Genomic DNA, 17378 nt, shown 5'->3' on the forward strand with positions numbered 1-17378 from the left:
TGCGACCGGGGATGTCGCGAAGGGTCAGCCGCGCGCGGCGGCTGCGAAGGCGCGGGCCTCTTCGGGGGCGGTTCCGGTCTGGCTTTTGGTCTCGAAAAGGGCCTTTGAGAGGGCCGGATAAGCGGCCAAAGCGATCTCTTCGAGCGGCGTGCCGGTTTCGCGAGCCTTTGCGCAGAGCGTCTTGGTCGCGGCCTGTGCTTCGGGCCTCGGCATGTGTTCGGCGAGGGCAAAGGACAGCGCCTCGGCGAGGATCAACCCCCCGGTGCCGTCCAGGGCATTATGCATGGCCTGCGCATTGGGCCGAATGGATTGAGCCAGCCCGGCGGCGTGTGTCAGCGCCGCCGTGGCTGTCAGAACCAATTGTGGCAGCGTCAGCCATTCGGTGAACCACGCGGCGCCATCGCGTTGCTGACCATGCACCGCAGCACCTTGCAGCGTGGCCTGCAGACCTTGCGCATGGGCCGCGAGAGCCTTGAGCACGGAGGGCGCGACGGGGTTCTGTTTCTGCGGCATGGTGGAAGAGGCGCCGGTGCCGCCGAGGATGACTTCCCCGATGCCGGATTGCGTGGCGAGGATCAGGTCCTGTCCCATCTTGCCACAGGCGAGCGCGGCGCGGCTCATCCAACCTGCGATGCGCAGGATCGGGGTGCGGTCCGTGTGCCAGCTTCTTTGCGGATCGCCGAGGCCGAGTTTTTCGGCAAGTTCCTTACGAATAGCCGCCGGATCCGGGCCCAGAACGGAGGCTGTTCCGGCTGCGCCGGACAGGCTGACGAGCAGGCAGGTTTCGCGCAGGTCCGCCAATTCGGCCCTGAGCGTCACAAGCGGCCAGCCCCATTGCGCCACCTGCGCGCCGAAGGTGGTCGGCGTGGCGTGTTGGCCATAAGTGCGGGCGGCCATGGGGGTGTGTGCGTGGTCTTCGGCAAGGGACGCGAGGCCAGAGAGGATCGCGCCCAAGTGTTGTTCCGCGTGGCCCAGCGCCTGCCGCAGTCGGAGCATCAGGGCCGTGTCCTGGATATCCTGCGATGTGGCGCCCCAGTGCAGGTATTGCGCGTGCTCCGGCGCTTGCATCAGCTCGCGGAACGCCGCAACGACGGCAGGGGTGCTGACGCCGTTTTCGCCGGTGGCCTTGGCCAGACCACCCGGATCGATCTGCAATTCGAGGCTGGCGCGATGGATGGCGGCGGCTGAAATCTCGGGGATGACGCCATGGGCGCCCTGCACCTTCGCCAGCGTCCCTTCGACCAGCATCATGGCCCGCACCTCGGCGCTGTCGGAGAACAGGCGCGCGGTCTCTCCGGTGGGGAAAAGCGGGCTGAGATGGGCGCTGTCGAAGGGGGATGCGGGCATGGCTGTGCTCCTGTGGTTCGCCTTCGTTTAGGCGCTGCGGGCGATGCTGTCGAGCACTTGGGCAAGGGCCTTGGGCGCGGCAAAGAACGGCGAGTGCGAGTTAGGCAGGCTGTGCCGGTCCTGCGCCGGGAGTTTGGCCGCCATCAGCTCCTGCAGCCCCGGCGGAATGGCGCGATCGTCCCGGCAGGTGATGTAGCTGCGCGGCAGGGTGACTTCGGCATGGTTCGGCAAGGGCGTTTGCATCGGGGCGATGGGTTGTGGGCAAAGCGCTCCGAGCGCGAAGGACACGGTTTCGGGCGGGCAATCGTGGTAGAAAAGATCGGGGGCCATGCTCTTGTCGAAGGTCATTGTCACGCCATCCGCGCCGCGCCGGAACGCCGGGACCAGAGGCTGCTCGTCCACCAGCTTGCGCATCTCGCTCAGGCTGAGATCCGGCCATGGTGTATAGGCGCACAGATAAACCAATCGCGCGATGTTGCGCGGGTCGATCTGCGCCGCGCGGGAGATCGGGAAACCGCCCATCGAGTGACCAACGAGAATCGTGTCCAGCTTCAGCGCGGCGACGATGGCTTCGGCGTAGGTTTCGAGGGTGACCTTTGAGGCAGGGGTTTGGTCCGCACCATGAGATGGCAGGTCGATGGCCCGTGCCTCGTGGCCCAGCGTCTCAAGCGCCGGAATCACATCACGCCAAGCCCATGCCCCATGGCACGCCCCGTGGATCAGCAGGAACCGGGCCAAACGCTCAGACCGCGCCCTGCGCCTTCAGGAAATCGGTCAGGATCGCCGCATACTCCTCCGGTTTTTCGACGCAGGGCAGATGGCCCGCGCCCTTGATCAGCTTCATGTCGGAACCCGGGATGAGTGCCAGTGTCTCGCGCACGAGATCCGGCGGGGTGGAGCCATCTTCGCTGCCCGCAATGCCAAGCGCAGGCAGGCGCAGGCCAGACGTTGGTGTGATGAAATCCGTTCCGGCAATCGCCGCACCGCAGCCCATCCAGCCTTCTGCCGGGCTGCGCAGGAACATGTTGCGCCAGGCGTGAAAGTCTTCGGTGGCGTGGAAGGGTTTGGCGAACCAGCGTTCCATGGTTGGGTCCACCACGGCGGCAAGACCGCCCTTGGCAACCGCGTCGATGCGGTCCTGCCACATGTCGCGGGTGCCGATCTTGGCCCCGGTGTTGGACAGGACAATGGCGCGGACCAAATCAAGCCGTTTGATCGCAAGCCCCTGGGCAATCATGCCGCCGATGGAGAGCCCGACGAAGATGGCGTCCTTGAATCCGAGGTGATCCATGAGCTTGGCCGTATCGCTGACGAGGTTTCCCATGGAATACGGGCCGGGCGGGCAATCGGAGAGGCCATGACCTCGCTTGTCAAATCGCAGGATGCGCAGGCCCTTGGGCAGCAGCGGCAGGATCGGGTCCCAAAGGCGGAAGTCGGTGCCAAGCGAGTTCGCAAAGACAACCGGCGTGCCGTCTTCCGGTCCGTCGATGCGGTAATGCAGGCGAAGCCCGCCGATATCGGCCATGTGCATGGGCATAGAGATGTCCTCCGGCAGTTTTGGCTGACCGTAGCTATTGTGCTGCGCAGCTGAAAGGGGTGTCCAAGAAAAAGGGCGGGGTATAACCCCGCCCTACGGATTGGTGTGAAGGCCTGTGGCCGGTCACACGATCTCGACCAGCTCAAAATCGAAGGTCAGGTCCTTGCCCGCCAGCGGGTGATTGGCGTCCAGCGTCACTTGCTCTTCGGTCATCTCGGTCACGGTCACCGGCATGACCTGCCCGGTGGGTGTCTGGACCTGCAGTTGCAGGCCGACCTCAAGCGGGATGTCTGCAGGAATGTCGGCGCGCGGCACGGTTTGCATGGCCTGCGGGTTCGGCTGGCCGTAGGCCTCGTCTGCCGGGATGTCGACTTTTTTCTTCTCGCCGGCGGTCATGCCGGGAATGGCCTTGTCGAGGCCGGGGATGATCTGTCCGGAACCAACCTGAAATTCCAGAGGATCGCGCCCTTGCGAGCTATCAAAGACGCTGCCGTCCGCGAGCGTGCCTGTGTAGTGAATGCGAACGGTATCGCCGGATTTAACCTGCGTCATGGGGGCTCCAATGCGTGTGGGGAAGATTCGTGGAAAAGAGGCCGGGGCGCCGGGTGCTCTTGATTGGCGCGCAGGGTATGCGCTGGGGGGCGGATTTGCAAACAGACGGGGTTTGGCCCGGTTTTGGGTCTTTTTGCCAGGATGGAGGCGGAAGGACTCGCCATGGAACAAAAAGAGAACATATAAAGGTGCATGGTTGCGGAGCTGTGCATCACGTCGAACTTCACCTTTCTCACCGGGGCGTCTCATCCCGAGGAGTACATGGAACGTGCCGCGCTGCTGGGCCTTGAGGCGATTGCCATAGCCGATGTGAACTCCGTGGCCGGGATCGTGCGCGCGCACAGCCAGGCCAAGGAAATCCGCCACCAGATCTCGGAGCGCCACAGGTTCGAGGCGAAGGATGGCGCAATTGGCCCGCCCCTGCCCGAGGGGCATCCGGGGGAGCCCCCGCAGATCTGCATCGACCGGGTACCCCGGCTGATCCCGGCGGCGCGGCTGGTGTTTCGTGATGAGGTGGAGATTACCTGTCTGGCCGCCACGCGGGAGGGCTGGCGCGGGCTCTGCCGCCTGGTTTCCAAAGGGCGGCTGAGGGCCGAGAAAGGCGCCTGCGACCTCGGCCTTGAGGACTTGCCCCCGGACATGCCGGGGCTGCGGTTGATCCTGCACCCGCCGTCACAGGCACAAGGGCAGACGCCCGGCGCGGGCGGATGGGCTGCAAAGGCGGACCAGCTGTCGCGCCGCTTTGCCGGGCAGATGGCACTGGCGCTGGCCCCGGCCTACCGCGGTGAGGGCAAAGCCTATCTGGACGAGCTGGCCGCTTTGGCAAACCGCCTTGGCCTGCCGACGGTGGCAACCGCAACCCCGGTGATGCACCACGGCGCGCGGCGGCGCATGGCGGATGTTCTGACGGCCATTCGCAGCGGTTGCCGGGTCAGCCAGCTTGGCCGGTCTGCCTTGGCCAATGCCGAACAAAGACTGCGCTCGGAGGGTGAGATGCGCGCCCTGCTGGGGCCACATGCAGATGCCGTGGATCGGGCCAGTGCGCTGGCGGAGGCCTGCACCTTCGACATTGCCGAGCTGCGCTATGAATACCCGTCCGAGATCACCAATAAGGAAACCGCCACGGAACGGCTTTCGCGGCTGGCGCATGAGGGCCTCGGCTGGCGCTACCCGCAGGGTGCGCCGGACAAGGTGCGCGCCATGCTGGAGCATGAGCTGACCCTCATCGCCAAGCTGAAATACGAACCCTATTTCCTCACCGTCCGCGACATCGTCGCCTTTGCCCGCTCGCGCGATATCCTCTGTCAGGGGCGCGGCTCTGCGGCCAATTCGGTGGTCTGCTATGCGCTCGGCGTGACCTCCGTCAGCCCCGAGGTCGGCACCATGGTGTTTGAGCGCTTCGTCAGCGAGGCGCGGGATGAACCGCCGGACATTGACGTGGATTTCGAGCATGAGCGGCGCGAGGAGGTGATCCAGCACATCTATGAGCGCTATGGCCGCCATCGCGCGGGGCTTTGCGCCACGGTGATCCATTACCGGGGCAAGCGGGCGATCCGCGAAGTGGGCCGTGCCATGGGGCTCAGTCAGGACACCATCGGCGCGCTGTCCTCACAGCTTTGGGGGTTCTTTTCGAATGAAGCGGTAGAGGATCACCGCCTGCGCGAGATCGGGCTTGATCCGGGTGACCGGCAACTGCGCCTGACGCTTGCCCTCGTGCGCGAGATCATGGGCTTCCCCCGGCACCTGAGCCAGCACGTGGGCGGGTTCATCATCACCGAAGGGCGGCTGGATGAGCTTGTCCCGATCGAAAACGCCACCATGGAGGGCCGTACGGTGATCTGCTGGGACAAGGATGACATCGACGCGCTTGGCATCCTGAAGGTCGATGTGCTCAGCCTCGGGATGCTAACCTGCATCCGCAAGGCCTTTGACCTGATCACCTTTCACCACGGCAAGACCCATAGCCTCGCCACCCTGCCGCCCGAGGATGCACGCGTCTATGACATGCTCTGCGATGCGGACACCATCGGGGTGTTTCAGGTCGAAAGCCGGGCGCAGATGAACTTCCTGCCGCGCATGAAACCACGCTGTTTCTATGATCTGGTGATCGAGGTCGCCATCATCCGCCCCGGTCCCATCCAGGGCGACATGGTTCACCCTTACATCCGCCGCCGCAATGGCGAGGAGATGGTGCAGTTTCCGTCGGATGAGCTGGGCAAGGTGCTCGGCAAAACGCTCGGCGTGCCGCTGTTTCAGGAACAGGCCATGCAGATCGCCATCACCGGCGCGGGGTTTTCACCGGAGGAAGCGGACCGCCTGCGCCGCTCCCTCGCCACCTTCAAGAAGCACGGCAATGTCTCCGAATTTCGCACGCGGTTCCTGCGCGGCATGGCGAATAACGGGTACGATCAGGATTTTGCGGAGCGCTGTTTTTCCCAGATCGAAGGCTTTGGCTCTTACGGTTTTCCGGAAAGCCACGCGGCGAGCTTTGCCCTGCTGGTCTATGCTTCGGCCTGGATCAAACGGCACCACCCCGGCATCTTTGCCTGCGCCCTGCTCAATGCCCAGCCGATGGGGTTCTACGCCCCGGCGCAGATCGTCCGCGATGCGCGCGAACATGGGGTCACGGTGCGCCCCGTCTGCATCAACGCCAGCTTCTGGGACAACCGGATGGAGCCGGACGAAGGCGGCGGCCTGGCCCTGCGCCTCGGGTTTCGGCAGATCAAGGGGCTGGCCGAAGAGGATGCAAACTGGATCACGGCGGCACGCGGCAATGGCTATACCACGGTGCGCGATGTCTGGCGACGGGCAGGGCTTGGCCCGCAGCTGCTGGCGCGTCTGGCCGAGGCGGATTGCTTCGCCGCTCTGGACCTGCCCCGCCGCTCCGCACTTTGGGAGGCCAAGGCGCTGACCAACGGGCCGGAACTGCCGCTCTTTGCACTGGATATGGACGGGGAAGCCATTCATGAGCCTGCCGCCAACCTGCCCGCCATGAGCCTTGGGCAGGAGGTGGTTGAAGATTACGTTGCCCTGCGCCTTTCGCTCCGGGCGCATCCGATGGCGCTCCTGCGCCCGTTCCTGACATCTGCCCCGACGGAGGAACCGGGGGCCCTGCCCCCGTCCCGCACAAGTGCGTGACTCCCCCGGGATATTTGGACAGAAAAGAAGCACAGGGGGAGGAGACAACTATGATCGCCATTATCTTCGAAGTCATACCAAAAGACGGTAAGACCGACGCTTACCTCGACATTGCTGCTGAAATGCGTCCGTTGGTAGAAGAGATCGAAGGCTTCATCAGCGTCGAGCGATTTCAGAGTCTGACAAATCCGCAGAAGCTGCTCTCCATCAGTTTCTTCGAAAACGAGGCAGCGGTGGGCCGCTGGCGTCAGTTGGCCCAGCACCGCAAAGCGCAATCGGCGGGCCGCAAGGACCTGTTCGAAGACTACCGGCTCAAAGTTTGCCATGTCCTGCGCGATTATGGTCCGGAAGACCGCGCGGACGCCCCGGAAGACAGCCGCACGGCGCACGGATGACCCCGGTCTATTCTTGGGCAAAAACCAAGAAAAACGGCGCCTCCTGCAGAGACGCCGTTTCTCTAAATCGCACCTTACCGTAGGGCGGGGCTATGCCCCGCCTCGCGCACGGATCAAACGCCCGCGTCGATGATCGCTTTGGCGAGGATCGGCACAGTCGTCTTGTTCAGGCCCGCGATGTTCAGGCGAGAATCACCGACCATGTAGATGCCGGAATCCGCACGCATTTTTTCCACCTGCTCCGGGCTCGCGCCGAGGCGGGAGAACATGCCGCGGTGTTGGGCGATGAAGCCGAAGCGGTCCGAGCCGGACAGACGCTGAAGTTCCGACGCCAGCTGCTCACGCAGACCCAGCATCGACAGGCGCACCTCTTCCAGTTCAGCCGCCCAATCCGCGCGCAGGGCCGGATCGGACAGAACCATGGTCACCAAACGCGCGCCGTGGTCCGGCGGGAAGGAGTAGTTCTGGCGGTTGAGGTAGTTCAGCGTGCCCTGATTGAGCTTCTGGTTGCCGCCTTCGTTCGCGACGGTCATCAGAAGACCGGTGCGCTCGCGATAGATGCCGAAGTTCTTCGAGCAGGAGGCCGCGATCAGCGTCTCCGGGCAGGAGGAAGCGATCAGGCGCACTGCCTGCGCGTCCTCTTCGAGCCCATCGCCAAAGCCCTGATAGGCGATGTCGACCATTGGGATCAGGCCTTTGCGGTTCAGGAGTGCAACGAGCTCTTTCCACTGCACCATGTTCAGGTTTGCGCCCGTCGGGTTGTGGCAGCAGCCGTGCACCAGCACCACATCGCCCGCATCCGCCTTTTCCAGATCCGCCATCATGCCATCGAAATCGACGCCGCGCGTGTCGTTGTCGAAGTAGCGGTACATCACCGTTTCGACCTGCATGTGCTTGAGGATCGACAGGTGGTTCGGCCATGTCGGGTCAGAGACGTGCACCTTTGCCGACGGGTTCGCCATCTTGATCAGGTCAAACGCCTGACGCACCGCGCCGGTACCGCCCGGCGTCGCTGCCGCGGCGACGTTGGCGCGGGGCACCGCGTCGCCCAGAACCAAGGAGACCATCGCGTCACCATAGGCCGGATCCCCGGCAAGGCCCGTATAGGCCTTCGTCTGTTCCTTATCCCACAGCTGCTTTTCCGCCGCCTTGATGGCACGCATGATCGGGGTGTTGCCGCTGGCGTCCTTGTAGACACCGACGCCAAGGTCGATCTTCTGCTCGCGGGGGTCTTCCTTGTACGCCTGCATAAGCGCAAGGATTTTATCCGCTGGTTGCTCCTTGAGGGATTCGAACATCTGTCAGTCCTCTGTGGTCGCGACGGGCAGCGTGGGGAATTGCCCCCACTCACTCCAAGACCCGTCATATAATGAATGATCGGTTTTACCGATGCGCTCGAGCGCAAGGCTGAGAATCGCTGCCGTTACGCCGGAGCCGCAGGTGGTGATCGCCGGTTTGGACAGGTCCACACCCGCTGCCTCGAACACGGCTTTCAGCGCCGCGGGCTCTTTCATGGTCTCTGCCTCGGTCAGAAGCGTGTCAAACGGAACATTCCTGGAGCCCGGAATATGCCCGGAGCGCAGGCCCTCGCGCGGCTCTGGCGCTTCACCGCGGAACCGAGCCGCGCCGCGTGCGTCGATAATTTCATGGTCCTTGAGTTTGGACGCGGCCGAGACCTGCGTGACGTCCCGCACCATGTTGGCCCGGCGTTGCACCGTCATGTGACGGTCGCGTACCAGTGGTGGCATGTCTTCGATCTCGCGGCCTTCGGCGGTCCACTTTGGCAGGCCGCCATCCAGCACCGCGACGTCATCCTTGCCCATCAGTTTGAAGGTCCACCACACGCGGGCGGCGGAGAACAGGCCTTTGCCGTCGTAGATCACCACCTGATGACCATCGCCGACACCCATGGCACGCATCCGGGACATGAACTTCTCGATCGGCGGGGCCATATGCGGCAGATCGGATCGCCCGTCGGAAATCTCGTCGATGTCGAAGAAACGCGCGCCCGGAATGTGACCGGCTTCATACTCCGCCTTGGGGTCACGGCCCATGCCGGGGAGATACCAGCTGGCATCCAGAATGCGCAGATCCGGGTCTTTCAGATGCCGCGCCAGCCACTCGGTCGACACCAGCGTCTTGGGATCATCGTTGGCCATGGGAACGCCCCCGGGAATCTAAGGAAAAGTCTCTTCGTCCTTAGTCCCGGCAGCGCAGACTGACAAGGGCATGGGCTGCATTTGCAGCACCATGCCCCATGCGTCGCGCTTATTTGCTGACGGCGTTGCGGATAAAGCCGACGACCGCCAGCATCACGCCACCGCCAACACCGCCACCGGCGAGTTGACCAACCAGGGAACCGATGTCGAGACCACCCGCTTCGCCCATTGCGCCTGCCGCATCCGGCGCGCCCAGCATGCTCAGGATCGTGCCGCCGAGGCCCCCGCCGACGATGCCCGCAAGCGAGTTGATCAGGGTTCCCTGATTGAGGTTCTTCAGGAGGCCACCGGCCGCGTTTCCGCCAACCGCACCGGCCAGCAAGCTTGCAATCAATTCCATACTCTCACCCATTTGTTCGCGCCCTCATCGGGCGGATATGGGTGTGACAGATTGGCCCAGTCCGGTCGCCGGGAAAGATCACGGGAATTCCCCGCAGCCTCTATCCCTGCTTGAGAAGCCGTTGCTTCTGACGGGACCAATCGCGTTTGGCCTCGGTCTCGCGCTTGTCGTGGTTCTTCTTACCCTTGGCGATGCCGATCTTCAGCTTCACCTTGCCCTTGTGGTTGAAGTACATCACCAGTGGCACAAGCGTCATGCCCTTGCGCTGGGTGTCGTTCCACATCCGCGAAAGCTCGCGCTTGGAGGCCAGAAGTTTGCGGCGGCGACGCTCCTCATGTTTGAACATGGCGCGCTCATAAGGCGCGATGTAGGAGTTCACCAGCCACAGCTCGCCTTCTTCGACCGCCGCATAGCTTTCGGCGATGTTCGAAGAGTTCTCCCGCAGGGATTTGACTTCAGAGCCAGTCAGAATGATGCCAACCTCGATGTCTTCCTCGATGGCATAGTCAAAGCGTGCGCGCCGGTTCTCGGCGATCACCTTGTAATTCGGGTCAGCAGCTTTTTGCGGTTTCTTGGCCATCCTGCCGAGATAATCGCTCGCATCCGCACTGTCCATATGCGGAAGAACTGAACAGTCACATCAACTCGAAAAGCTGAACGTACCGATTCTCTCGATCAAAGGAATGCTGAAATCCTGCTTGTTGGGCGCAACACCGGCCGCCTCCATACGCTTCCGAAACTCTTCGTAAGCCTTGAGTTGCTCTTCAAAATTTACATCACGGGTGCGCTCATCATTGTTGAGAGCGACTTCCACTTTCTCAACGATCGACATGCTCTACTCCTACTGAACGTGACGATTAAATATATAGAACGGAGAACCTTGACGCTCAAGGTACCCGGTCAATGTGTCACAATATCGGCGGATTGCCTCTCGCTGCTCAGTCACCGACCCGTAGTCTTCGATCTCAAGCCTTAACTCATCTCGCAGCTTCTGCATACCGATCATACGCCCATGAGAATGCCAAAGCTGATTATTCGAAAGCTTGGCGGCAATCTCTTCCGCTCTAGCCAGCTTTTCAGAGTAAGTGACAGGGGCGCCTGGGTTGTTCGTACGATGCGTATCCCAATCTTTAAATTTGTAATCTGTCAGCCACTTTTTCAGAAGTGACTCCGATAGGTTCTTTGACTGTTCATAAAAGGCAAGCATTGCCAAGTCTTGATTTTGCAGCATTTGAAACTCCGCCGGGGTAATCGTACCATCTCGACTCTTCTCCAACATCTCGTTAACTTTATCCAGGTATCCCAAAGCTGGCACCAGAAACTTATCCTCCCGGTCAGGAACCTGAGGATCAATAGGCCCAAGGGACGATGCATAATCCATGTAGATTTTGTCCGCAGCCATGCACAGAATAGTTCCGGCTGACATCGCAGCTCGCGGTACAATAGTGTAAAAGTAGTCGTAATGGTGACGAATTATTTCCACCATTTTTTCAACAGCTTCTGCCTGCCCGCCCGGCGTAGTCAGGCACAAACCTAGTGCATCGCGTTTTCCCTGGCGATCACATAAAATCTCGACCACATCTCGAAAATAGGGAACCGCACCAGTCCGCAACTCTCCGTAGTAGTAAAGAATATCGCATTCGAGGGCCGTTTCGACACGTTCCTCGGCTTCCTCCACGGTTGAAAAAATGACCTTATCCAAGAGAGGGAGTGTTGTTGCCATATCACTGGTACGCCTTATCGTTCGGCTCAAATTCTTTATTATTAGATTAGCTTACTGAGCAGTCATCGACTTGCCAAGCTCTTCCGGCTTGATTTCAAATTTTGTCAAACCCTAATAAGCTTGTCACTTCAGTTCCGAGAGAAAAGGGCGCCCCGAAAGACGCCCTTCCCCTGCTCTGCTCGATTATTCCGTTACCAGCGTTGTGCGATCTCATAGCCCTGACGTTTCAGGCAACGCACCTTGTAGCCGGTGCGCATGCCGTTGCGGCCACGCCAGTTGATCTCGCAGCGATCCGGCAGACGGTGCACTCGGACATTGTTACGCTTGAGACACCGATAGGGCATCACGCGGCGCGACTTGTCGCGGATTTCGATCTTGCGCACACAGCTTCCCGGCAGGACGCGGCGGTGACGCGGCTTGTCCCAGTCATGACGACGGCCCCTGTCATAGTCATAGCTGTGCCGTTGGCCATCAATCCGAACGCCCTGCCGCGACAGCTCGTCGATCATGCGTGCGGTGAGGTAGAAGACCGTGGCGCCAATGATAACCTTGCGCAGCTGGTCTCTGTCACCCGCGCGGGCAGGTGCCGTGGCAAGGGCCGTGATGGTGGCCGCAACAATAAGCACTCCGGTAATGAATTTGCGGGACATGGGGGTTCTCCTTTGGGCAAATCGAATGATCTTTGGGTTGGCCTCCGACTGATCGGCGGCCCGTGAGAAAACCCTGACCCCGGCCCTCAAAGCCAAGCAATAACACCGCCCGGATATCCGATAACCACGCCGCAAACCCCAAGCGTTATTGAATTTCGCGCCGCCCCGGCGCAGGTTGGGGACATGAAACATATCGCCGCTCTTATCCTCGCCACGGGCCTTTTGGCCGCCCTGCCTGCCGCCGCGCAGGCGGAGTGCTACGTGGAATACAAGGCCAAGCAGGACAGCCCCTTGCGCCTGCATTACGGTATCCTGTCCCTGCCCGGCGCCTGCCCCGGCAAATCCGCCGCAAAGCAAACCGCCGCCGCGCGTCTGGCCTCGGGTGGCTGGGTCTTACTGAACGTCGTGGGCCTGTCCGAACAATCGCCATCCGAAGCCAAGAGGGCCAATGCCGGTGCCTACTACCTCCGTTACTGACACCCGGCGCTCCGGGACCAGAATCGTCGCGGGAGGAATCGCGGCGATTGTTGTTTTGCTGGTGGCCGTGGCCACGGTGCTGATGCTGACCCTGCCCGACGCCAACGCGTTCAACGCGCGGGTAGAGCGGATCTTTGTCGAAAATGACCTTCTGACCGGCCCGTCCGAGATCAAGCTGCTGGAAATTCTGGCGCAGAGCGGCACCGCCTTTGGCGACACGCTGACCAGCTATCGCATGGTGATTTTTGTCCTGCTGATCTTTGCCGCCGCCATGCTGATCGCGGCACTGGTTTTTCTGGTCATGCTGGTCGGGATTAACCGGCGCATGGCGCAGATCGAGCGGTCCGGGATCGAGGTTTCAAGCCTTGTGATCTCACGCGAGGAGAAAACGGTTTACCTCAACTCCACCGGGTTCAAACTGACCGAGGCGTTGATGGAAACGCTCTCTGTTCTGGCCGAAGCGCGCATGGATGATGACATCCTCACCGGCGCGCAGATCGAAGCGATGATTTCCGGAAAAGCGGAAGTCGATTGCGACGAAAGCGCCGGGGCGATGCGGATCAAACGTCTGCGCGACGGGCTGGGGAATCAGCTTGTTTCGGCGTTGCTCGTGAAGAACGTGGCCAAGCGCGGCTACGTTCTTGCTATCGACAAATCCGTGATCGAAGTGGACTAAGACACGCCGTCCGCGCGCTCACGCGGCGGGCGGGTCATCCAGAAGGCGGTCAATCACCCGCCGGATCAACGCCATGTCGCTGAATATCCGATGCAAGGTGTCATTGATCTGATCAGTGCCGGTGTCGATCCCGCCGATCTCCATGAACTTGCCGTCGCGCGCCAGCGCCAGCCACAGACCCTTGCCCTCGAACGCCGCACGAAAGCCTTCGGAGCCCTTGTCCGCTTCGCCATCGCCCACGTCGATCAGCGCATCGAGCAAGGGCTCTTTCATCAGCGTCATCGCGGCATCCGGCTCCTTGGCATGCAGATCGTAATGCGCCTCGAACCGCGCATAGCCCGTATCCACAGACGGCATGCCGCGCCCGGTTTCACCGGCAAGAAAGCCCAGCACCGCCCCACCCACGTTGCCAACGGCGCGGGTTGCGAGAATGTCGGTGGTGGCATGAATCGGCAGACCAATGCGGATCAGCAACCCGTCGAAGATCTGTTTGGACGTGGTGCGATCGTCGCTTTCCTTCACGTCCTGCGACAGATGCGTCTCCACCAGCTCGAAACTCAGACCACGATACTGCCCTGCAATCCGATCCTCGAAGTTCGAATGATCGTGCAGGTCGACAAGGCCGATGGTGCTCAGCGCGTGGGTGTCAAACACCTCACCAGGCCGCTTGTCGTAATGCGTATCGCCAAGGAAGTCGCAAACCGGGGGCATGATCAGGTCCGACAAAGCGCCTGTATATTTGCCCGATTGTCCCCCCTTGGCCACCGCGCCGCCAATCACCGCGACCAACAAAGCACCCAGCCCGCCGAAAATGCCGCCAGCTGATGCGCCCGTATAGGCAATGATGGCAATCGCCAGAACCACCCCGATGCCAAGCGCGATCTTGAACTGCTGCGCGCCCTTGGCTTTGAGTTCGGTCCGCTGCCCTTCCAAAGCACCCAAATGCGGCGCAATCTGTTCTTTGAAAATCGGTGCAAAGCCCTGCTCTATGGGCTGAGTCTCCTGAAACTCCATGTCGGTCTCCCTGAAATATTGGTTAACCTTAGGAAACCATACAGCATGTGGGTAGTCGGGTTTTCCCGCGACAGCGGGCCGATTATCGAACCGAAACGAGCCCGATCACAACGCTGACGGTCAGGATGCTGACAACGGTGGAGACAAGGATGGAGGCCGACACACGCTGCGGCGCGACACCGTAGTGCTGTGCGAGAATGAACACATTGCCCGCCACTGGCAGCGCTGCGGCCGAAATAGCGACAGAGGCTTTGTAAGCATCCACCGGAAAGAATATGTAAGCAGCGGCCGCCACACAGGCCGGGTGCAGAACCAGCTTGGCGAAGGACAGCCATGCAGCTACCTCGATCCGCTCTGCGGACTTGGACGCAAGAGAAGCGCCGATGGCAAAAAGCGCGCCTGGCGTGGCCGCCGCCCCGAGTGTTTCCAGAAACGAATTGATCACCTCCGGCACCGGCAAGGCGCTAGCAGATATGCCAAGACCGATGGCGATGGAGACGATCATCGGGTTTTTCAAAAGCCCCATGAATACGGTCCGGACCACCCGCGCCCCACGGGCGTCACCGCGCGTTCCGGTCACCAGAATGGTCAGCAGCGTAGAAAACACGATCAGATCAATCGACAAGATCAGGATAATCGGCCCCACGGCCTCCTGCCCCAGAAGCACGGCGAGCATTGGAACGCCAAGAAAGCCGGTGTTGCCGATGGCCGCGCATTGCGCCTCGATCGCTGACGTTGCCGTATCGAGCCGACGGAAGAACGCGACGCCAATCGCGATGCCATAGACAAAGGCCGTACCCCACAGGTAGGCGGCGGCCAGCATCGGATCGAAAATCTCGGAAAAGCTGAGATTGGCGGAGAATCGCAGTAGCATCGCCGAAAGGGCAAAGTAGAAGACAAATTTGGTGATGCTGGCCGCGGCCTCTTCTGAGAAGAAGCGCGTTTTTGCGGCCCCGTAACCGAGGCCGATCAAACCAAAAAACGGCAGTGTCTTGAGGAAGATCTCCAGCATGGCGTCAGATTGCACGCCCTATCTGTGGCGTCAACGCGGGCCGGTCCAGCGCAGGTCTTCAGGCCGGTTCGGCACCGGCTCTTCGCTTAACATGACATCAGCCAGGATGAACTGAACAGTCTGCGTGCCGTCTTCGCCGCGCAATGGGCACAGGATTTGGCGGGTCGAGTGGAATTCCGGGTTTGGCCCCACATAGTCCAGCGCGGCCAGAACCGGATCACGCTGCGAGGCCATGACCTGATACAGGTCCCAGATGTTGGACCCCGGCCCTTTTCCCGGTACTTCGCTCAGGCGCTGCCCGACGATGTTGGACTGAGACGCGCGCGACACCGCCGCCCCGACAAAAATCACGACAAAATCAATGGCGTTCCCGTCTTCATCACGTACGACTTCTGCGACGACCAGAGCATGATCTTCTTCCAGCAGGACATCAAACTTGATCTGCGAAAGCTCCGGAATGCGCCCAGGCTGTTTCAGAGCCGTCCATTGGAAATACAGGTGCCGCAAAGGCGCCGGAATATCCGTAAGGCCAAACTCATGCCTGTATTGCATCTATTCTTCCGCGCTTATGCCGTGATCGGCACCCCAGGGGCACTTTGATGGGCCGCAAGACCCTGACCGATGCCCGCTATCATGGAAAAAGGTTAATATGCAATTTAGCAAATACATCGGGCGCGTATTTCCGCCGATGCAACTGCACCGGCGGAGATGATCATGACGTTTAGTGCTGCGGACGCTCGGCCCAGCCCGCGAAAATGCGCTCCAAAGCGACAACCGCGTAGTAAAGCACGATCCCCAGCACCGCGAGCGCGATCAGTACGGCGAACATCAGCGGATAGTTCGAGTTGGTCTGACCGGAGAGGAACAGCGCCCCGAGACCCCGGCCATGCGGCGAGATGATCTCGACAAGGTTGGTGCCGATAAACGCCAGCGTGGCGGAGACCTTCAGCGCGCCAAAAAACTCCGGCAGGGTCTTGGGGAGCGCGATCTTGCGGAAAATCGTGATCCGGCTGGCCCCAAGGGAGCGCAGAATGTCGCGGTACTCCGGCTCCAGCGTCGACAGGCCAATGCCCACGGACACGGCAATCGGGAAGAAACTGATCAGGAATGCCATCAGCACCGTGTTAAAATTGTGCTGGCCGATGAAGAGCAGCGCAAGAACGGGTACAAGCGTCGCCTTCGGGACCGCGTTGAAGCCGACAAGCAAAGGGTACAGCGCATCTCGGGCGATTTTGGAAAAGCCCATGATCATGCCCAGAAGCGTGCCAAAGAAAACGGCGAGGGCAAGACCGGCAACAGTGCGCCAGAGCGTCTGCCAGCTCCCGATCAGGAAGAGGTTCCAGAAGCGAGCGTAAGCTTCGGGCAGATCCGATGGCGAAGCCATGACGTAATTCGGCCAGCCGTTGGCCCAGACAAGCAGCTCCCAAAGGGCCACGAACACCGAAATGGCAAGCACCGGAATGGCGATTTTCTTGAGCGTCTGCATCAGTGCGCCTCCTCCGGTTCGCGCCCTTGGGCGATTTTGATCTGGTCGCGCAGGACATGCAGCATGTCGGCACATTCCGGCGTGTACAGCCCGTCAAGATCACGCAGTCCATCGCCCGGATATTGAACATCCAGCACAAATTGCGTGGTGGCCGGGCGTCCGGAAAGAACGATCACCTGATCGCCAAGGTACACGCTTTCCCGCAAATCGTGCGTGATGAGCACCGCCGTAAACGGCTCCTTGGCGCGCAGGGCGTGCATGGTCTGCCAGAGATCCTCGCGCGTGAACGCATCAAGCGCGCCAAACGGTTCATCCATAATCAGAACGTCCGGCTTGTGTACAATAGCGCGGCACAGCGAGGCGCGCTGGCGCATACCGCCCGACAGTTCGGAGGGGCGCTTGTTCTCGAACCCCTCAAGACCGACAAGCGCCAGAAGCTCCATGGCGCGCTCTGTCTTGTCCGCCTTCGACATGCGCGGCGCGACGATTTCCAGCGGCAGAATGACGTTCTCAAGGATGGTGCGCCATTCCAGCATGACGGGGTTCTGGAAGGCCATACCCACGGTCTTGCGGGGGGATTTGACAAGTTCCCCGTGCAGCCAGACCTCCCCTTCGTCAGGCTTCATCAGCCCGGCCACCAGCCGTGTCAGGGTTGATTTCCCACAGCCCGAAGGGCCCACAACGGCGCAAAACTCCCCTTCCGGCACAGCCATGTTGAGATTGTTCAGAACCGGCAACGGGCCGTTCGGCGTTTTGTAGGCGTGAGTCACGCCCTTGATATCAATGAGATTTGTCATTCAGGATCTGGCGGG

Annotated in this window: 20 protein-coding genes; 4 read left to right on the forward strand and 16 right to left on the reverse strand. The window is 61.2% G+C overall.

What is annotated here, in order from left to right; genetic code table 11:
- Nucleotides 1-24: 24 nt before the first annotated feature.
- From E4662_RS04840 to E4662_RS04855, 4 genes are all read right to left on the reverse strand, one after another.
- On the reverse strand, nt 25-1347 hold the full coding sequence (locus E4662_RS04840; protein ID WP_136440109.1) for a class-II fumarase/aspartase family protein: 1323 nt from the start codon (nt 1345-1347) through the stop codon (nt 25-27).
- A 27-nt stretch (nt 1348-1374) separates the two neighbouring features.
- Complete coding sequence (locus E4662_RS04845) at nt 1375-2085, reverse strand: alpha/beta fold hydrolase (protein ID WP_136440110.1); 711 nt, start codon at nt 2083-2085, stop codon at nt 1375-1377.
- Nucleotides 2086-2089: 4 nt separating this feature from the next.
- The gene (gene pcaD / locus E4662_RS04850; RefSeq protein ID WP_136440274.1) at nt 2090-2878 is read right to left on the reverse strand and encodes a 3-oxoadipate enol-lactonase; all 789 of its coding nucleotides are present in this window, start codon (nt 2876-2878) and stop codon (nt 2090-2092) included.
- A 129-nt stretch (nt 2879-3007) separates the two neighbouring features.
- Nucleotides 3008-3436: an FKBP-type peptidyl-prolyl cis-trans isomerase gene (locus E4662_RS04855; protein WP_136440111.1), complete on the reverse strand. Its 429-nt coding sequence runs from the start codon at nt 3434-3436 to the stop codon at nt 3008-3010.
- A gap of 192 nt (nt 3437-3628) precedes the next feature.
- Here E4662_RS04855 and E4662_RS04860 point away from each other — a divergent pair, with 192 nt between their 5' ends.
- Together E4662_RS04860 and E4662_RS04865 are read left to right on the forward strand one after the other, a co-directional pair.
- Nucleotides 3629-6574, forward strand: a complete 2946-nt coding sequence (locus E4662_RS04860; protein WP_136440112.1) for an error-prone DNA polymerase — start codon at nt 3629-3631, stop codon at nt 6572-6574.
- A gap of 50 nt (nt 6575-6624) precedes the next feature.
- Nucleotides 6625-6969, forward strand: coding sequence for an antibiotic biosynthesis monooxygenase family protein (locus E4662_RS04865; RefSeq protein ID WP_136440113.1), 345 nt, complete (start codon nt 6625-6627; stop codon nt 6967-6969).
- 113 nt (nt 6970-7082) lie between these two features.
- On the opposite strand, the gene E4662_RS04870 is transcribed toward E4662_RS04865, so the two are convergent.
- The 7 genes from E4662_RS04870 to E4662_RS04900 all read right to left on the reverse strand — a co-directional run bounded on the left by E4662_RS04870 (nt 7083) and on the right by E4662_RS04900 (nt 11901).
- Nucleotides 7083-8267 carry an amino acid aminotransferase gene (locus E4662_RS04870; protein WP_136440114.1) on the reverse strand — a complete coding sequence of 395 codons (1185 nt, stop codon included), beginning with the start codon at nt 8265-8267 and terminating at the stop codon, nt 7083-7085.
- Nucleotides 8268-8270: 3 nt separating this feature from the next.
- Complete coding sequence (gene sseA / locus E4662_RS04875; RefSeq protein ID WP_136440115.1) at nt 8271-9128, reverse strand: 3-mercaptopyruvate sulfurtransferase; 858 nt, start codon at nt 9126-9128, stop codon at nt 8271-8273.
- Between the two features lie 109 nt (nt 9129-9237).
- A complete protein-coding gene (locus tag E4662_RS04880) occupies nt 9238-9528 on the reverse strand; it encodes a hypothetical protein (RefSeq protein ID WP_136440116.1) in 291 nt (96 codons plus the stop codon).
- A gap of 100 nt (nt 9529-9628) precedes the next feature.
- A complete protein-coding gene (gene smpB / locus E4662_RS04885; protein WP_136440117.1) occupies nt 9629-10108 on the reverse strand; it encodes an SsrA-binding protein SmpB in 480 nt (159 codons plus the stop codon).
- 60 nt (nt 10109-10168) lie between these two features.
- Nucleotides 10169-10360, reverse strand: coding sequence for a hypothetical protein (locus E4662_RS04890; protein ID WP_136440118.1), 192 nt, complete (start codon nt 10358-10360; stop codon nt 10169-10171).
- 9 nt (nt 10361-10369) lie between these two features.
- Complete coding sequence (locus E4662_RS04895; RefSeq protein ID WP_136440119.1) at nt 10370-11251, reverse strand: SDH family Clp fold serine proteinase; 882 nt, start codon at nt 11249-11251, stop codon at nt 10370-10372.
- 191 nt (nt 11252-11442) lie between these two features.
- Entirely contained in the window at nt 11443-11901 is a 459-nt protein-coding gene (locus E4662_RS04900) for a hypothetical protein (RefSeq protein WP_136440120.1), read from the reverse strand.
- A 183-nt stretch (nt 11902-12084) separates the two neighbouring features.
- Here E4662_RS04900 and E4662_RS04905 point away from each other — a divergent pair, with 183 nt between their 5' ends.
- Nucleotides 12085-12378: a hypothetical protein gene (locus E4662_RS04905; protein WP_136440121.1), complete on the forward strand. Its 294-nt coding sequence runs from the start codon at nt 12085-12087 to the stop codon at nt 12376-12378.
- On the forward strand, nt 12350-13054 hold the full coding sequence (locus E4662_RS04910) for a winged helix-turn-helix domain-containing protein (RefSeq protein ID WP_136440122.1): 705 nt from the start codon (nt 12350-12352) through the stop codon (nt 13052-13054). Before E4662_RS04905 ends, E4662_RS04910 begins: the two co-directional genes overlap by 29 nt.
- An 18-nt stretch (nt 13055-13072) precedes the next feature.
- Here the strand turns inward: E4662_RS04910 and E4662_RS04915 are convergent, their stop codons facing one another.
- From E4662_RS04915 to E4662_RS04935, 5 genes are all read right to left on the reverse strand, one after another.
- Nucleotides 13073-14068: a DUF3137 domain-containing protein gene (locus E4662_RS04915; RefSeq protein WP_136440123.1), complete on the reverse strand. Its 996-nt coding sequence runs from the start codon at nt 14066-14068 to the stop codon at nt 13073-13075.
- A gap of 82 nt (nt 14069-14150) precedes the next feature.
- A complete protein-coding gene (locus E4662_RS04920; RefSeq protein ID WP_136440276.1) occupies nt 14151-15080 on the reverse strand; it encodes an AEC family transporter in 930 nt (309 codons plus the stop codon).
- Nucleotides 15081-15110: 30 nt separating this feature from the next.
- The gene (locus tag E4662_RS04925) at nt 15111-15632 is read right to left on the reverse strand and encodes a hypothetical protein (protein WP_136440124.1); all 522 of its coding nucleotides are present in this window, start codon (nt 15630-15632) and stop codon (nt 15111-15113) included.
- Nucleotides 15633-15801: 169 nt separating this feature from the next.
- Nucleotides 15802-16566 (reverse strand): ABC transporter permease, encoded by a 765-nt coding sequence (locus E4662_RS04930; protein WP_136440125.1) that lies wholly within the window; start codon nt 16564-16566, stop codon nt 15802-15804.
- Nucleotides 16566-17363 (reverse strand): ABC transporter ATP-binding protein, encoded by a 798-nt coding sequence (locus E4662_RS04935; RefSeq protein ID WP_136440126.1) that lies wholly within the window; start codon nt 17361-17363, stop codon nt 16566-16568. Before E4662_RS04935 ends, E4662_RS04930 begins: the two co-directional genes overlap by 1 nt.
- Between the last annotated feature and the right edge of the window lie 15 nt (nt 17364-17378).

It is taken from the genome of Pacificoceanicola onchidii (assembly GCF_004804335.1).
Taxonomy (GTDB): Bacteria; Pseudomonadota; Alphaproteobacteria; order Rhodobacterales; family Rhodobacteraceae; genus Pacificoceanicola; species Pacificoceanicola onchidii.

Excerpts from the sequence above, each read along its gene's own strand:
- smpB (WP_136440117.1), bottom strand. The coding sequence starts at position 10,108 with ATGGCCAAGAAACCGCAAAAAGCTGCTGACCCGAATTACAAGGTGATC.
- E4662_RS04860 (WP_136440112.1), top strand. The coding sequence starts at position 3,629 with ATGGTTGCGGAGCTGTGCATCACGTCGAACTTCACCTTTCTCACCGGG.
- E4662_RS04935 (WP_136440126.1), bottom strand. The coding sequence starts at position 17,363 with ATGACAAATCTCATTGATATCAAGGGCGTGACTCACGCCTACAAAACG.
- pcaD (WP_136440274.1), bottom strand. The coding sequence starts at position 2,878 with ATGCACATGGCCGATATCGGCGGGCTTCGCCTGCATTACCGCATCGAC.
- E4662_RS04865 (WP_136440113.1), top strand. The coding sequence starts at position 6,625 with ATGATCGCCATTATCTTCGAAGTCATACCAAAAGACGGTAAGACCGAC.
- E4662_RS04915 (WP_136440123.1), bottom strand. The coding sequence starts at position 14,068 with ATGGAGTTTCAGGAGACTCAGCCCATAGAGCAGGGCTTTGCACCGATT.
- sseA (WP_136440115.1), bottom strand. The coding sequence starts at position 9,128 with ATGGCCAACGATGATCCCAAGACGCTGGTGTCGACCGAGTGGCTGGCG.
- E4662_RS04920 (WP_136440276.1), bottom strand. The coding sequence starts at position 15,080 with ATGCTGGAGATCTTCCTCAAGACACTGCCGTTTTTTGGTTTGATCGGC.
- E4662_RS04930 (WP_136440125.1), bottom strand. The coding sequence starts at position 16,566 with ATGCAGACGCTCAAGAAAATCGCCATTCCGGTGCTTGCCATTTCGGTG.
- E4662_RS04900 (WP_136440120.1), bottom strand. The coding sequence starts at position 11,901 with ATGTCCCGCAAATTCATTACCGGAGTGCTTATTGTTGCGGCCACCATC.
- E4662_RS04880 (WP_136440116.1), bottom strand. The coding sequence starts at position 9,528 with ATGGAATTGATTGCAAGCTTGCTGGCCGGTGCGGTTGGCGGAAACGCG.
- E4662_RS04840 (WP_136440109.1), bottom strand. The coding sequence starts at position 1,347 with ATGCCCGCATCCCCCTTCGACAGCGCCCATCTCAGCCCGCTTTTCCCC.
- E4662_RS04905 (WP_136440121.1), top strand. The coding sequence starts at position 12,085 with ATGAAACATATCGCCGCTCTTATCCTCGCCACGGGCCTTTTGGCCGCC.
- E4662_RS04870 (WP_136440114.1), bottom strand. The coding sequence starts at position 8,267 with ATGTTCGAATCCCTCAAGGAGCAACCAGCGGATAAAATCCTTGCGCTT.
- E4662_RS04895 (WP_136440119.1), bottom strand. The coding sequence starts at position 11,251 with ATGGCAACAACACTCCCTCTCTTGGATAAGGTCATTTTTTCAACCGTG.
- E4662_RS04910 (WP_136440122.1), top strand. The coding sequence starts at position 12,350 with ATGCCGGTGCCTACTACCTCCGTTACTGACACCCGGCGCTCCGGGACC.
- E4662_RS04890 (WP_136440118.1), bottom strand. The coding sequence starts at position 10,360 with ATGTCGATCGTTGAGAAAGTGGAAGTCGCTCTCAACAATGATGAGCGC.
- E4662_RS04855 (WP_136440111.1), bottom strand. The coding sequence starts at position 3,436 with ATGACGCAGGTTAAATCCGGCGATACCGTTCGCATTCACTACACAGGC.
- E4662_RS04925 (WP_136440124.1), bottom strand. The coding sequence starts at position 15,632 with ATGCAATACAGGCATGAGTTTGGCCTTACGGATATTCCGGCGCCTTTG.